Annotated in this window: 16 protein-coding genes and 1 tRNA gene; 11 read left to right on the forward strand and 6 right to left on the reverse strand. The window is 67.2% G+C overall.

Going from position 1 to position 14,328, the window contains the following annotated elements; all coding sequences use genetic code 11:
- Positions 1 to 145: 145 nt before the first annotated feature.
- Together ACM0PY_RS14900 and ACM0PY_RS14905 are read left to right on the forward strand one after the other, a co-directional pair.
- Positions 146 to 1,309: a two-component system sensor histidine kinase NtrB gene (locus ACM0PY_RS14900; RefSeq protein WP_414609377.1), complete on the forward strand. Its 1,164-nt coding sequence runs from the start codon at positions 146 to 148 to the stop codon at positions 1,307 to 1,309.
- On the forward strand, positions 1,299 to 1,658 hold the full coding sequence (locus ACM0PY_RS14905; RefSeq protein WP_069139920.1) for a response regulator: 360 nt from the start codon (positions 1,299 to 1,301) through the stop codon (positions 1,656 to 1,658). The genes ACM0PY_RS14900 and ACM0PY_RS14905 overlap by 11 nt, the downstream gene beginning before the upstream one ends.
- 26 nt (positions 1,659 to 1,684) lie before the next feature.
- On the opposite strand, the gene ACM0PY_RS14910 is transcribed toward ACM0PY_RS14905, so the two are convergent.
- Together ACM0PY_RS14910 and ACM0PY_RS14915 are read right to left on the reverse strand one after the other, a co-directional pair.
- On the reverse strand, positions 1,685 to 2,149 hold the full coding sequence (locus ACM0PY_RS14910; protein ID WP_134970402.1) for a GNAT family N-acetyltransferase: 465 nt from the start codon (positions 2,147 to 2,149) through the stop codon (positions 1,685 to 1,687).
- Positions 2,150 to 2,227: 78 nt separating this feature from the next.
- Positions 2,228 to 2,304: transfer RNA gene (locus tag ACM0PY_RS14915), tRNA-Arg, on the reverse strand.
- A gap of 183 nt (positions 2,305 to 2,487) precedes the next feature.
- Between ACM0PY_RS14915 and amaB the strand changes: the two genes are divergently transcribed.
- From amaB to ACM0PY_RS14950, 7 genes are all read left to right on the forward strand, one after another.
- On the forward strand, positions 2,488 to 4,020 hold the full coding sequence (gene amaB, locus ACM0PY_RS14920) for an L-piperidine-6-carboxylate dehydrogenase (protein WP_005416301.1): 1,533 nt from the start codon (positions 2,488 to 2,490) through the stop codon (positions 4,018 to 4,020).
- The gene (locus ACM0PY_RS14925; RefSeq protein ID WP_134970404.1) at positions 4,020 to 4,859 is read left to right on the forward strand and encodes an SDR family NAD(P)-dependent oxidoreductase; all 840 of its coding nucleotides are present in this window, start codon (positions 4,020 to 4,022) and stop codon (positions 4,857 to 4,859) included. The genes amaB and ACM0PY_RS14925 overlap by 1 nt, the downstream gene beginning before the upstream one ends.
- A 160-nt stretch (positions 4,860 to 5,019) precedes the next feature.
- Entirely contained in the window at positions 5,020 to 5,304 is a 285-nt protein-coding gene (locus tag ACM0PY_RS14930) for a DUF4190 domain-containing protein (protein ID WP_111201738.1), read from the forward strand.
- Positions 5,305 to 5,308: 4 nt separating this feature from the next.
- Positions 5,309 to 6,079: a class I SAM-dependent methyltransferase gene (locus tag ACM0PY_RS14935; protein WP_134970406.1), complete on the forward strand. Its 771-nt coding sequence runs from the start codon at positions 5,309 to 5,311 to the stop codon at positions 6,077 to 6,079.
- 8 nt (positions 6,080 to 6,087) lie between these two features.
- Positions 6,088 to 7,143, forward strand: a complete 1,056-nt coding sequence (locus ACM0PY_RS14940) for a quinone-dependent dihydroorotate dehydrogenase (RefSeq protein ID WP_180884415.1) — start codon at positions 6,088 to 6,090, stop codon at positions 7,141 to 7,143.
- Positions 7,144 to 7,151: 8 nt separating this feature from the next.
- Entirely contained in the window at positions 7,152 to 8,213 is a 1,062-nt protein-coding gene (gene murB, locus ACM0PY_RS14945; RefSeq protein ID WP_111201741.1) for a UDP-N-acetylmuramate dehydrogenase, read from the forward strand.
- A gap of 29 nt (positions 8,214 to 8,242) precedes the next feature.
- A complete protein-coding gene (locus ACM0PY_RS14950) occupies positions 8,243 to 9,130 on the forward strand; it encodes a DMT family transporter (protein ID WP_005416295.1) in 888 nt (295 codons plus the stop codon).
- Positions 9,131 to 9,248: 118 nt separating this feature from the next.
- Here ACM0PY_RS14950 and ACM0PY_RS14955 read toward each other — a convergent pair whose 3' ends face one another.
- The 3 genes from ACM0PY_RS14955 to ACM0PY_RS14965 all read right to left on the reverse strand — a co-directional run bounded on the left by ACM0PY_RS14955 (position 9,249) and on the right by ACM0PY_RS14965 (position 11,974).
- On the reverse strand, positions 9,249 to 10,253 hold the full coding sequence (locus tag ACM0PY_RS14955; RefSeq protein ID WP_180884417.1) for an aminoglycoside phosphotransferase family protein: 1,005 nt from the start codon (positions 10,251 to 10,253) through the stop codon (positions 9,249 to 9,251).
- 99 nt (positions 10,254 to 10,352) lie between these two features.
- Positions 10,353 to 11,387: a heparan-alpha-glucosaminide N-acetyltransferase domain-containing protein gene (locus ACM0PY_RS14960; RefSeq protein ID WP_111201743.1), complete on the reverse strand. Its 1,035-nt coding sequence runs from the start codon at positions 11,385 to 11,387 to the stop codon at positions 10,353 to 10,355.
- Complete coding sequence (locus ACM0PY_RS14965; RefSeq protein WP_235646671.1) at positions 11,384 to 11,974, reverse strand: TetR/AcrR family transcriptional regulator; 591 nt, start codon at positions 11,972 to 11,974, stop codon at positions 11,384 to 11,386. The genes ACM0PY_RS14960 and ACM0PY_RS14965 overlap by 4 nt, the downstream gene beginning before the upstream one ends.
- 145 nt (positions 11,975 to 12,119) lie before the next feature.
- Here ACM0PY_RS14965 and ACM0PY_RS14970 point away from each other — a divergent pair, with 145 nt between their 5' ends.
- Positions 12,120 to 12,545 (forward strand): DoxX family protein, encoded by a 426-nt coding sequence (locus ACM0PY_RS14970; protein ID WP_151354746.1) that lies wholly within the window; start codon positions 12,120 to 12,122, stop codon positions 12,543 to 12,545.
- Here ACM0PY_RS14970 and ACM0PY_RS14975 read toward each other — a convergent pair.
- Positions 12,518 to 13,291 carry an APH(3')-II family aminoglycoside O-phosphotransferase gene (locus tag ACM0PY_RS14975; RefSeq protein WP_180884419.1) on the reverse strand — a complete coding sequence of 258 codons (774 nt, stop codon included), beginning with the start codon at positions 13,289 to 13,291 and terminating at the stop codon, positions 12,518 to 12,520. The genes ACM0PY_RS14970 and ACM0PY_RS14975 overlap by 28 nt on opposite strands.
- A 306-nt stretch (positions 13,292 to 13,597) precedes the next feature.
- Between ACM0PY_RS14975 and ACM0PY_RS14980 the strand changes: the two genes are divergently transcribed.
- Positions 13,598 to 14,314, forward strand: a complete 717-nt coding sequence (locus ACM0PY_RS14980) for an SDR family NAD(P)-dependent oxidoreductase (protein WP_134970416.1) — start codon at positions 13,598 to 13,600, stop codon at positions 14,312 to 14,314.
- The last annotated feature ends 14 nt before the right edge of the window (positions 14,315 to 14,328 follow it).

Raw genomic sequence — 14,328 nt, forward strand, 5'->3', positions numbered from 1 at the left:
TCGGTTCCAGAAGGCAAAGGGTGGAAGATGGTACTCCGTGTCGCATTCAGCCGCACAGGACAAATGGCACGTGTCAGGTGTGCACGCATCCTTCACACTTGAGTGCCTAGCTTCACGTCCCTCACAGGGGTAACACTATTTACACGTGGACGCAGCCGCCTCTACGACGTCCGTGCTGACGGACCCTTCCCGACAACTGCGACTGCTGATCGACAGCGTGCGCGACCATGCGCTGTACCTGCTTGATCCTGAAGGCATCGTGTGCAGCTGGAACCCGGGCGCCGAACGTATCAAAGGCTATTCAGCCGATGAAGTGGTGGGAACGCACTTCAGCCGCTTCTACCTGGCCGCCGACCGCGAGGCCGGTGAACCCCAGCGCCTGCTTCGCGTCGCAGCGCAGCAGGGGCATGTCGCCAGTGAGGGCTGGCGCGTTCGCCGCGATGGCTCGTCGTTCCGCGCCAGCGTGGTCATCGAACCGGTCGTGGAAGCCGGCGAACTGCTCGGCTTCGTCAAGATCACCCGTGACATCACCGAGCAGTGGCAAGCGCAGCGGCTGCTGCGCGATGCCCAGCGTGCGCTGCGCAATACCCAGCAGTTCGAGACGGTTGGCCGGCTCAGCCGCGGCCTCTCACATGAGTTCAACAACCTGCTGACCACCATCGGCAACGCCCTGGACCTGCTGTCGCTGCGTGTCAGCAGTGACGATGCACGCGCAGCCGAGCTGCTGGATGCCGCGCAGGCAGCCACCGACCGCGGCGCGCTGCTGACCCGCCAGCTGCTGGCCTTCAGCACCGGCCAGACCCTGATCCGGGAATCGGTGGACATCAATGCGCTGGTACGGCAGTGGCTGCCGGACCTGCAACGCGCCTGCCCGCCCACGGTGGTACTGGAAGCCCATCTCACCCCGGGCCTGCCGCAGGTGAGCACCGATGCGATGCAGCTCCAGACCGCCCTGGCGAACCTGGTGGCCAATGCCGTGGAGGCCACCGCCGATGGCGGCCGCATCCTGATCGGCACCGCGTTGGAACACCGCCTCGACCCGGATGCGGACACCACGCTGCAACGCGGCTATGTCACCCTCAGCGTCTGCGACGAAGGCCACGGCATGGCCGCCGACATCGCCGAGCGGGCCAGCGAGCCCTTCTTCACCACCAAGGACATCGGCAAGGGCAGCGGACTGGGCCTGAGCCAGGTGTTCGGATTCACTACCCAGAGCGGCGGCTTCGTCGACGTGTCCACCACGCCCGGTGTCGGCACCACGGTCAGCCTGCTGCTCCCCGCAACCGAGGAATTTACCCATGACCGATGACCCGATCCGCGTACTGATGGTGGAGGACCAGAACGATCTGCGCGAGATGATCGGCATGGCCCTGCGCGATTTCGGCATCGAGGTGTCCACCACCGCCGACGGGCATGAAGCCGCTGCGTTGCTGAAGGGCGACGCACGTTTCGACGTGGTGTTCAGCGATGTCAGCATGCCCAATGGCATGTCCGGCATTGAACTCAGCGAGCACGTCGCGCGTGAGCAGCCGCATGCACGCATGATCCTGTCCTCCGGCTATGCGCGTTCGCAACTGCCGCCGCTTCCGGAGCAGGTGGAGTTCCTGCCCAAGCCCTATCGCCTGCGCCAGCTGGTTGAACTGCTCAGGCAGGACTGAAGGCGTACCGGCCTGCGTGGCCATGCTCAGCGCCGGGCCCGCTGCATGAACAGCAGCGCCGGCGTTGATGCAGCGTCCACCGGCTCGAAACCGAGGGTCCGGTACAACGCAACTGCGGCGGCATTGTCCCGATAGACCCGCAAGGTCAGCCGTTCAACGGCATCAGACTGGAACGCCTGCTCGATCAGCGCGTGTACCAACCTCCGCCCGAGACCGCAGCCCCGCGCCTGCGGGGCAACCAGCAGACGGCCCAGATGCATCGTATCCGGCTGGGTGCGCCAGGCCTGGCCGAAACCCACGCGCATGCCGTTTTCTGCCAACAGCAGCCATCCCGGGCGTTCGCGCAGCTGCAATACGTTCTCGAACTGATCGGGTGGCAGTGGATAGGGCACGCCCGGCCCGGCCCAGCGCAACGTGGCTGCGGCCGAATCCAGCCACCCGGCGATGAGCGCGTAGTCGTGGGGTTGCACGGGCTGCAGGCGGTGGTCCATGGCGGCCGGATCGCGGGGTGAGGCGCCAGCATATCCGAGTGACCTCGCGGGCAGCGCGCGGACGTGGCGCCGCGAACATGGTGACCCCGGCCCGATTCGAACGGGCGACCTTCCCCTTAGGAGGGGGACGCTCTATCCAGCTGAGCTACGGGGCCATGCAGCCGGGAAGTTTACAGCCAACGTGCCCTGCCCTCCAAGCATTCATGTTCCACCCGGTTCCCCTGGCGCGTTGCACCATGGCCGGTCGGGGCGCTCTGCTACCATCGGCGATTCAGTTCATCGCGTCCCCCACCTGCCCGCGATGGCGCCAAACAACGTAACGAAACACAGGAGTCTGCATGTCTTCCGAGCTGCTCAAGTCCCTTGGCCTGGACGCGATCAACGCTGGCACGTACCTGGGCAACGGGGAGTGGTCGAGCGCGACCAGCGGTGAGCTGATCACCCCGGTCAACCCGACCACTGGCGAGCCGATTGCGCAGGTCCGCGCCACCACTGAGGCCGAGTACGAGACCGTCGTCGCCCGCGCGCAGGAAGCCTTCAAGGTCTGGCGTACCACGCCGGCGCCGCGCCGCGGTGAAGCCGTGCGCCTGTGCGGTGAAGCACTGCGCAGGCACAAGGACGCCCTGGGTTCGCTGGTTGCCCTGGAAATGGGCAAGAGCAAGCCGGAAGGCGATGGCGAGGTGCAGGAGATGATCGACATCGCCGATTTCGCCGTGGGCCAGAGCCGCATGCTGTACGGCTACACCATGCATTCCGAGCGCCCCGGCCACCGCATGTACGAGCAGTACCATCCGCTGGGCCTGGTCGGCATCATCTCGGCCTTCAACTTCCCGGTTGCGGTGTGGAGCTGGAACTCGTTCCTGGCGGCAATCTGTGGCGACGTGTGCATCTGGAAGCCGTCCAACAAGACGCCGCTGACCGCCATCGCCTCGCTGAAGATCTGCAACGACGCCCTGCGCGAAGCGGGCTTCCCGGACATCTTCTTCCTGATCAACGATGCCGGCACCGCGCTGTCGGAAAAGATGGTCGATGACCGCCGCGTGCCGCTGATCAGCTTCACCGGCTCGACCCAGGTCGGCCGCACCGTCAACGAAAAGGTCGCACGCCGCCTCGGCCGCTGCCTGCTGGAACTGGGCGGCAACAACGCGATCATCCTGGACGAAACCGCCGACCTGAAGCTGGCGGTGCCGGGCATCGTGTTCGGCGCGGTCGGCACTGCCGGCCAGCGTTGCACCACCACCCGCCGCCTGATCGTGCACCGCTCGATCTACGCCGACGTGCTGGCCACCCTGGTCAAGGCCTACAAGCAGGTGGAAGGCAAGATCGGCGACCCGACCGATGCCGCCAACCTGATGGGCCCGCTGAACAGCGAAGGCGCCGTGCAGCAGTTCCTCGATGCCATCGCCCAGGCCAAGGCGGCCGGCGGCACCATCGAGACCGGCGGCACCCGCATCGACCGCGCCGGCAACTTCGTGCTGCCTGCAATCGTCACGGGCCTGAAGAACAGCGACGCCGTGGTCCAGCACGAGACCTTCGCACCGATCCTGTACGTGATGCCCTACGACACCCTCGACGAAGCCATCGACATGCAGAACGGCGTGCCGCAGGGCCTGTCGTCCTCGATCTTCACCCAGAACCTGAAGACCGCCGAGAAGTTCCTGTCGGCCGCCGGCAGCGACTGCGGCATCGCCAACATCAACATCGGCACGTCCGGTGCGGAGATCGGCGGCGCCTTCGGTGGCGAGAAGGACACCGGCGGTGGCCGCGAGTCCGGTTCGGATGCGTGGAAGGTCTACATGCGCCGCCAGACCAACACCATCAACTATTCGGATTCGCTGCCGCTGGCGCAGGGCATCAAGTTCGACCTGTGATGGCAAACGACGCGGACACGTCTGTGGGTCAGAGTCCCTCCGGGGATCTGACCCATGCCCAGGGTCGGATCCCCGCAGGGGCTCCGATCCTCGATTTCAGCGGCCGCCGCGTGCTCATTGCCGGCGGCAGCAAGGGCATTGGTCGTGAAATGGCACTGGCCTTTGCTGGTGCCGGTGCGCAGGTCTCGGTCTGCGCGCGCGGCCAGGCCGGCCTGGAGGCCCTGTGCGCCGATGCACAGGCGCAGGGCACGCCATTGCATGCGTTTTCCACCGATCTGGCCGATCCTGGCCAGATCCAGGCCTGGCTGCAGGCCGCCGCCGATGCCCTCGGCGGCATCGATGTGCTCGTCAACAATGCCACCGGCTACGGCATGGCCGACAATGAGGAGGGCTGGGCCGCCAGCCTGCAGATCGACCTGATGGCGGCCGTGCGTGCCTCGCGCCTGGCCCTGCCCTGGCTGCGTGCGTCCGGCGATGCCTGCATCCTCAATCTGTCGTCGATTGCCGCGCAGCAGCCGCGTCCCGGCGGCGCACCCTACGCCGCTGCCAAGGCCGCGCTTTCGCACTACACCACCTCGCAGGCGCTGGCACTGGCCAAGGACCGGATCCGGGTCAACGCCATCGCACCGGGCTCGATCGAGTTCGATGACGGGCTCTGGGACCGTCGCCGCATCGAGGATCCAGCGCTGTACCACGGCACCCTGGCGAAGATCCCGTTCGGCCGCTTCGGCCATCCGCGCGAGATTGCCGACGCGGCCCTGTTCCTGTGCTCGCCACTGGCGCGCTGGGTTACCGGCAGTGTGCTCAACGTGGATGGCGGCCAGGTGTTGATGGGCTGAATTTGTAAAGCCGAGCCCATGCTCGGCTTGCACACAAGACGCGGTCGATCCCGCATCAGCCCAAGGGGGCAGCCGAGCATGGGCTCGGCTCTACAGGGCACTGCCCATGGGATTGCCCGGGCAGAGGCACTATCATGTGCACACTGCCAAGGAGGACCCGATGAGCGTGGCACCCCGACAGACAAGCGCCCTGGCCGTGGTCAGCCTGGTCATGGGCATCGCCAGCTGGACCATCCTGCCCTTCGTGGCCAGCATCGTCGCCATCATCACCGGCCACATGGCCCGCGCCGAGATCCGCCGCCGCCCGCATGAACTGGAAGGCGACGGCCTGGCCGTTACCGGCCTGGTGCTGGGCTGGGTCATGGTCGGCGCCGTGCTTGCCGCCATCCTGGTCTTCATCCTGTTCTTCGGCGGCCTGGCATGGCTGGCGGCAGTGTCGAACTGACGCCATGACCGCCTCCGACAGCACTGAACGCTTCAGCAGCCGCGTCGCCGACTACGTCCGCTACCGGCCCGATTATCCGCCCGCCCTGTTGGAGTGGCTGCATGGCCCGATGGGCGTCAGCCGCGAGGCCGTGGTCGCCGATATCGGCGCCGGCACCGGTATTTCCAGTCGCCTGTTCCTGGCCAGCGGCCATCCAGTAGTCGCGGTTGAACCCAACGCCGCCATGCGGGGCGCGGCCGAGGAATGGCTGGCACCGCAGTACCCGCAGTTCCGTGCGGTGGACGGCCGCGCCGAGGCCACCACACTGGACGATGCCAGCATCGATCTGGTCAGCGTCGCGCAGGCCTTCCACTGGTTCGACACCGTGGCGGTGCGCGCCGAGTGGCAGCGCATCCTGCGCCCCGGTGGCCAGGCACTGATCTACTGGAATTCGCGCCTGCTCGATGCCAGCCCGTTCCTGATCGGCTACGAACAGTTGCTGCTGGACTACGGCACCGACTACACCGCTGTGGCCGAGCGCTACCAGGACGATGCCACCATGCAGGCCTGGTTCGGCCCCGGCCTACGCGGCAGGGTAGAGCTGCCGAACGTGCAGCATCTGGACTTCGACGCCCTGCGCGGGCGCCTGCTGTCCTCCTCCTACGCACCCCAATCCGGTCATCCCCGCCACGCGCCGATGATCGACGCTTTGCAGGACCTGTTCGCCGCCCATGCGGTGGACGGCCAGGTCGCTTTTGAATATCGAACCCGAGCCTTCCTCGGCACGCTGGACTGAACCGACGCATGTATTCGCTTGCCCGCCCCTTCCTGTTCTCGCTCGACGCCGAACGCGCCCACGGCCTCGGCCTGTCCGCACTGGACCTGGCCTATCGCACCGGCACCACGCCGCTGCTGGCCGCACGCATCGCGCCGATGCCCAGCACGGTGTTCGGGCTGACCTTCCCCAATCCGGTCGGCCTGGCCGCCGGCCTGGACAAGAACGGCGAGCACATCGATGCACTGTTCGCGCTCGGTTTCGGCTTCGTCGAAATCGGCACCATCACCCCGCGTCCGCAGGCCGGCAATCCGCAGCCGCGCCTGTTCCGCCTGCCGGCGCACAACGCAATCATCAACCGCATGGGCTTCAACAATGCGGGCGTGGACGCGCTGGTGCGCAATGTCGAGCGCGCGCGCAACCGCCGCGGCCTGCTCGGCATCAACATCGGCAAGAACAAGGACACGCCCAACGAACAGGCCGTGGACGATTACATCGCCTGCCTGGACAAGGTCTATCCGCTGGCCGACTACATCACCGTCAACATCTCCTCGCCCAACACCGCCGGCCTGCGTGAGCTGCAGGAAGAGACCGCGCTGCGCCAGCTGGTCAGCCAGCTGCGCGACCGCCAGGAAGACCTTGCTGCCCGCCACGGCCGACGCGTGCCGATGCTGGTGAAGGTGGCGCCGGACCTCAGCGAACGCGATATCGACGCCGCCGCCCGCGTGCTGGGCGAACTGCAGGTGGACGGCGTGATCGCCACCAACACCACCATCGACCACAGCAAGGTGGCCGGCGATCCGCTGGCCAATGAGGCTGGCGGCCTGTCCGGTGCACCGGTGCTGGAGCAGTCCACGCTGGTGCTGCGCCGCCTGCGCGCGCGCCTGCCCGAATCGGTGCCGCTGGTCGGCGTCGGCGGCATCCTGTCCGGCGCCGATGCGGTAGCCAAGATGGCGGCCGGTGCCGCACTGGTGCAGTGCTACAGCGGCCTGATCTTCCGTGGACCGGCGCTGGTTTCCGAATGCGTGGAGGCGATCCGTCGCCGCCGTGAAGCGCCGAGCCGCGGCGCGGTGGCCCCACTGTGAGCGCGCCCATGGATACCATCGCCGGCAACGCCCCGCTGCGCTGGACGCTCACCCGCAATGCGCCGCTGCAGGCGCTGAATACCTTTCATGTGCAGGCCAGCGCCGCGCAGCTGCTGGAACTGCACGATGCCGCGCTGCTGCCGGACGTGCTGGCATTGCCTGAGGTGGCCAGCGGCCCGCTGCTGGTGCTGGGCAGCGGCAGCAACGTTCTGATCGCCGAGGACCTGCCCGGCACCGTGCTGGTGTTCGGCAACCGTGACATCAGTTTCCTTGAACACCGCGCCGACCATGCGGTGATCCGTGCCGGTGCCGGCGTGCCGTGGCATGGCCTGGTGATGTGGTCGCTGCAGGAAGGCCTGTCTGGCCTCGAAAACCTGGCCCTGATTCCCGGCACGGCCGGTGCCGCGCCGATCCAGAACATCGGTGCCTATGGCGCGCAGGTCGGCGAGTTCATCCAGGCGGTCGAAGCGTGGGACTGCCAGGAGCAGGCCTGGGTGCGGCTGGACAACGAACAGTGTGGCTTCGCCTACCGCGACAGCGTGTTCAAGCAGCAACCCGATCGCTATCTGATCTCCGCCATCGAACTGAAGCTGCCACTGCTGCATGATCTGCGCATGGACTACGCCGGCATCCGCGAGGAACTGCAGGCACAGGGCGTGGAGCTGCCGAGCGCAGTGGACGTGGCCAATGCCGTGATCGCGATCCGCCGCCGCAAGCTGCCCGACCCGGATGTACTGGGCAACGCCGGCAGCTTCTTCAAGAACCCGGTGCTGCCGCTGGAACAGGTCGACGTGCTGCTGCAGCATTTCCCCGACCTGCCGGTGTTCCCGGCCGAGCAGGATGACAAGCGCAAGGTCTCGGCGGCATGGATGATCGAGTCCTGCGGCTGGAAGGGCTTCCGCGAAGGTGATGCCGGCGTGGCGCCAAGCCACGCGCTGGTGCTGGTCAACCACGGCAATGCCAGCGGCGCTGAACTGCTGGCGCTGGCGCGCCGCATTTCGGCCTCGGTGCTGGAGAAGTTCGGTGTGCCGATCGAACCGGAGCCCCGCCTGCTCGGCGCACAGTGGTGAATACCCCCGCCCTTTCCCCAAGCGCCCCGATGCGGGCGGCGCTGCTGATGCTTGGCAGCACGATGGCATTCGGCCTGATGGCGGTCGCGATCCGCTACGCCACCCGGTACGTGCCAACCCAGGAAGTGGCGTTCTTCCGCAATGCCTTCGGCTTGCTGGCGTTGCTGCCGATGCTGCTGCGGCCGGGCCGTGCTCCGCTGAAGACACAACAGCTGCCGCGCTATTTCGTGCGCAGTGCGATTGGCCTGGGCTCGATGCTGTGCGCGTTCTGGGCACTGGGCCACCTGCCGTTGGCGCAGGCGGTGTCGCTGTCGTACTCCACGCCGCTGTTCGTCACGATTGCCGCCGTGCTGTGGCTGGGTGAAACCGTGCGCGTGCGCCGCTGGGCCGCGGTCGTGGTCGGCTTCATCGGTGTGCTGGTGATCGTGCGACCCGGTACCGCCGGCTTCACCGCGGGCAGCCTGGTCGCCGTGGCCGCAGCGGTGCTCAGTTCGCTGGTGGCGATCCAGATCAAGCAGCTCACCCGCGTCGACAGCGCCGATACCGTGGTGCTCTACACCTACGTGTTCTGGGTGCCGCTGTCGCTGGTTCCGGCGCTGTTCGTCTGGGTCTGGCCGAGCGGCATGGCCTGGCTGTGGCTGCTGGCCACCGGCGTGCTCGGCACCATCGGCCAGCTGTTGTGGACGCGGGCGCTGCGCCTGGGTGAAGTCTCGGCGCTGACCCCGATCAGCTTCCTGCAGCTGCCGCTGGTAACGCTGTTCGGCTGGCTGCTTTTCAACGAAAGCGTGGACCGCTGGACGATCATCGGCGCCGGCATCATCCTCGCCGCCAACGCCTACATTGCCCACCGCGAGGCCGTACTTTCGCGCCGCGCCGCCAGCGCAGCCGCCTCATCAGCGGCGAAGCCCGCCGAGTAGATCCGCGCCACGCGTGGATGACGCTGCACTCCTCTGTAGAGCCGAGCCTACGCTCGGCTGCTCTTCGCGCCTCCACCGTTGACTGAGCGCGCAGGGTTCATCCACGCACGGCGTGGATCTACAGCGCGCGATACACCCGCTCGGCCGCGTCGAACACATTGCCCGGTGCGAACTGTTCGCTGAGGAAATGCAGCGACTGCCGGCGCAGCTGCGGCGACCGGTCCTCTCCATCGCTGCCCAGCAGGACCTGCTGGAACTCGATCAGGTCCTGCAGGATGCGCCAGTGACGGTACCAGGCAATCCAGCGAGGGTCGCCGCGGTCGCTGCCATAGCCCTCCTCGAATCCCAACGGGTTCTCGCGGCCCCAGCGCCCGCCGACAGCGCCACCGATGAACATCAGGTCGCGCTCGCGCGGTGCCAGCGAGAGGCCATCCCAGTCGATCAGGTGCAGGCCGCCGTCATTGCCCATCAGCAGATTGCCGGCATGAAGGTCGGTGTGGCACAGGTGCAGCCGCACCGGCACATCCTGCAACGCTGCGTGCAGCTGCAGTGCCTGCGCGTGCAGCGCCGCGATGCGCGCGTGCTGCTGCTCCCAGACGGAAACGAAGGCACGGCCCAGCCCATCCTTGGCAGCCGCCAGGCCTTCGCCGGCCAGCCACTGCCCGACGGTATCAAGCGCCGCGGTTTCCATCCGGATGCTTGGCAGCGCTTCCTGCAGCGCCGGTGGCGGGCACGCCTCGTGCAGGCGCCGCAGCACCTCGCCCAACCGTTGCCATTGCGTGCGGCTCAATGCCGCCTCGAAACCGGACTGGCCTTCCACATACGGGAACAGGGTGAACTGCAGGCCCCAGCGCTGCACCGATGCCCCGCCGGTCAACGCCGGCCAGGGCGCAACGATCTCCTCGATACCCAGCGTGCCGCGCAGCCAATGCAGGGTGTCCCAGACGGCAGGGGCCACCTGATAACTGCGGCATTTCAACCACCACTGCCCGCGCCGTGCATCGATGCGATACACGCTGGCGTTGGCATCGGCGCCAACCGGGCGTGGCACCACGGCGGTCGCGGTGATGCCATAGGATTGCTGGAGGACTTCGCCGAGATGCTGCGCCGAAGCGGATGACATGGATGCAAGCGGAAAGTGTTATCTGCGACAACTATCGCAGATGTGCCCGCCACGACACAGACATGTCCGTCACAACATCGTGCCTGCGCGACCAACGTGCTAGCCGGCGACGCGACGCATCACCGCTTCCAATGGCCCCCGCGTGAACCGCCACGACCACAGCCACGCTGCGCCCGTGGCCAGCATCAGGAACAACAGCGCCCACAGCAGCACGGTCGGTAGCGACGCGCTGCCATCGAGCAGCCCCAACCATTCCAGCGTACCCATGCCCAGCAGGATGTGGCCGACGTAGAGGGTCAGGGTCATTCGCCCTGCTGCAGTCAGCGGTTCCAGCCAATCCCCCGGATACCGGCGGCTGATCCAGAGGCACGCGGCAATCGCGCTGCAGGCTGCGCCCGCACCGGTCAACACGTAGGCCGGTCCCGGCGGCATCGGCTGCGTTCCCAGCCACGGCTGCCAGGGCGTTCCCTGTGCAAGGTGCTGCACGGCCTGGCCTGCGCCGATCAGCAGCAGGCCCACCAGCAGCAACGCACGCTGCGCCCGCGGTTGTGACAACGGCAGGCGCGCCAGCAGCATGCCCAGCAGGAAGAAGCACATCCAAGGCAGCAAGGGATGGAAGCCGTTGAACAGCAGGTTGCGCGCGGCACCCGGCCACTGCCAGAGACCGGCATACTCCAGCGTCTGCCAGTTCCAGCCCTGGCTGTAATTCCAGTGCAGCAGTGCCCAGAACGACCCGGCCGCCAGGCCGGCGATGCTGGCCAGCAGCACCCGTGACGATGCACGCAGCCACAGCACCGCCAGCGCGAAATACACCGCGTAGTAGTGCAGGATGTCGGCCGGGAACAGGGTCAGGTTGAGCAGGCCCAGTACCAGCAGGAACAGCGCGCGCCGCCAGGTCTGCGCGCCGGCCGGCATCCAGCCAAGGCGCTGTGTGGCCAGTACCAGGCCAAGTCCGGCCAGGGTGACGAAGGTCGCAGAGGCCTTGCCTTCCAGCAGACGGAAGAAGCCGGCCAGCCAACCCTGACCCTCTGCCGGCACGGCCATCGCCAGGCGGAAATTGACCAGCACCATGCCGGCCAGCGCCAGATACCGTGCCAGATCGAGGCCGTGCAGTCGCCGCCCAACCGCGCTCATGCGCGTGCACCGAGCAGCAGCGCGAGCAGGCCAGGGTCCAGCGGAGCCTCATCGGTGCCACCGGCTTCGCCCAGCCCGCGACGCAGCGCATCGCTTTCGATGGCATCCAGCAGCACCTGCGCCTGCAGTGCCGGGGCCAGCACGGGACGCCGACGTTCACGCTGTGCCACCTGCTGCAGGGCTTCGGCCAGCACAGCCTGCAACTGCCTGCGATTGGCCGCAAATGCCTCGGCCACGGCCCGATTGCGTGCGCTTTCGGCCAGCACTTCGACGGCGAGCGTCGCCCATTCCGGATGGCTGCACAGCGCGTGGAAGTCCTGCAGGAACGCCAGCACCTGCGTGCGATCACCGTCGGCCACGGCCAGCCGCTGCAGCAACGGCGCCAATTCCTCGCTCTCGGCCACGGCCACTGCAAGGATGATCGCTTCCTTGCCAGGGAAGTGGTTGTAGAGATTGCCCAGGCTGACGTCGGCCGCCTGCGCGATGTCACGCATGCTGGTCTGGTGGAATCCCTTGGCGAGGAAGCACTGCAGGGCGGCCTGCAGGATCTGCGCGTTGCGTTGCGCGTTGCGGTCGGCTCGGCTCATGGCGCCAATAATGAACGAACGTTCGTCCAACTGGAAGATGGCAACCCGGCCAACCAGCGAGTTCCGTTCAGCCGGCCCTTGACCTCAACTGCGGTTGAGGCCCGATGCTGCGCGGCCCGTTCCAAGCCCAACCCGGAGAGACTTCATGCCGCGGATGATCACCGCCCTGCTCGACAGCCGCGTGCTGTGGTTCCTGGCCCGACTGCTGCTGGCCGTGGTGTTCCTGTCATCGGGTCTGGCCAAGCTGCTGGCGTGGGACAACAGCGTCGCCGAAATGCAGGCGGCCGGGCTGCAACCGCCTGTGCTGTTCAACCTCGCCAGCGCCGTGGTGCTGCTGGGTGGCTCACTGTGCCTGCTGCTTGATCGCCTGCTCTGGCTGGGCAGCGGCGCGCTGGCGGTGTTCATGCTGCTGACCATCGCCATCGTGCATGCCTTCTGGACCAAGCACGGCGCGGAACAGCAGCTGGCCCTGTTCTTCGCACTGGAACACCTGAGCGTGGTCGGTGGGCTGATCTGCGCGGCCATCGCCAGCCGCGCGCGAGCTCAGAAGAACTCGTCGAGCAGCCGGTAGAACGCCAACCGGCGCTCGTCGGCCACAGCGCCGTAGCGTTGGAACAACGGCGTGATCCAGCGCGTATCACCGAAGTTGTGGACCAGGCTGCGCGCGGCCAGCGCCAGGTCCTGGTAACGGTCGGCCACGCCCAGTCGCCCACAGTCGATGAACCCGCTGAAACGCCCCTCGGCCACCATCAGATTCGGAAGGCAGGCATCGCCATGACTGACCACCAGATCTTCATGATCGGGCCGTGTGCTGCACAGTTGGGCGAAGACCTGCTGTGGACTCTGTCCCAGGCGTTCGTCATCGAAGTCATCGGCATCCACGCGCCCCGCCTCGACCCGTGCCTGCGCGGCCGGCAGGCGCGAGGCCAGCCGCTGATCGAACGGACAGGCTGCTACCGGCAACGCATGCAGCCCGCGCAGCGCGTCGGCCAGTATCTCCACCCGTTGCTGCGGCGCGAGTTCCGGCGACGAAGCCAGATCGCGGCCAGGCAGCGCGCTCATCAGCAACCAGTGCCGGCCCGCTTCTTCGGCCGTGGCAATCACCGTTGGCGCCGGTTGTCCCTGTGCCTGCAGCCAGCGCAGGCGCGCGATCTCATCGCCCAGCTCACTGAAGGCGTCGATCAGTTCCGACTTGAGGAAGGCGTCGAGTCTACCTGGCCGCAGCACGCGGGCAACGTCGGCCCGCGAAACACCCATCGACTGCCGCTCGATGCGCGCGTCGGCCAACGCTTTCTGCCACGCCAACGGCAGCGGCATGCCATCAGGGGTGGCGTTGTGCTCGTCCAGGCCAGGAGATTCCTGTTGCCGGTGACCCTACGCATTCTCGCTCATCCTGGCGCACATCGCCCCCCGTGCGGGAGGCAGCCTGAGCGAGCTGACCGGGCCGTCGGCGGCCACTGCGTCCCAGCGCCTGCAGCAGCGACGGCTGCTGCCACGGTATCGGTGCCAGTTCGACGACACGGCCTGGCCCCTACCGCCGAACGCGGCGGCCTGCGCGCGTTCGCCAAGTGGGCACCGTTCTGGCAGCCGATCGTGGCTGCCGCAGTACAACGAGGAAGCAACATGAAATTGATGGTCATCGGCGCCAGCAAGGGCCTGGGACGCGCGTTCGTGGAAGGCCTCTGTGCCAAGGGTGACACTGTGATTGGTGTCTCGCGCAACCGCCCGTGCGGCATCGCCTGCGCTGACGGCGTCACCCTGCAATGGATCGAAGCAGACCTGTCCCGGCCGACCGTGGCTGCCGACCACATCGCAGCGCAGGCACCGGCCGATATCGATGTACTGATCCACAACCTGGGTATCTGGGAAGACAAGGCCTTCAGCGGCGAGTACGCCTTCCTCGATGAAAGCGACGCTGCACTCACGAAGCTGGTCGACGTCAACATCACCGCGACCCTTGTACTGCTGCAACGCCTGCTGCCCCGCGTACTGAGCGCAGCGCGCCCGCAGCTGGTGCTGACCGGTTCGACCTCGGCCCTGCCTCGCAGTGGCCGCCCGGAAGTGGCGTTCGGCGCCTCGAAGTTCGCCCTCAACGGCATCGCCGATGCGCTGCGCGAGGGCTTCCGCGATCGCCGGCTGGCGGTGACCAGCCTGCAGTTGGGCTACCTCAACACCGACGACGCCTTGTCGGTGCCGATGGCCGAGGCCGCAGCGCGCGGCGACGGTGAGCAGGTGCCGGTCCACGATGTCGTGGCCATGGTAAGCGCCCTGTTGCAGCTGTCATCCTCCGGCTTCGTGCGCGAACTGGTGCTGCCCGCCATCGCCGACCCGCGCTACTGACCTTGCCGGCCGCC

The sequence above is a fragment of the Stenotrophomonas sp. BR163 genome (assembly GCF_047520985.2).
GTDB classification, from domain to species: Bacteria; Pseudomonadota; Gammaproteobacteria; order Xanthomonadales; family Xanthomonadaceae; genus Stenotrophomonas; species Stenotrophomonas sepilia.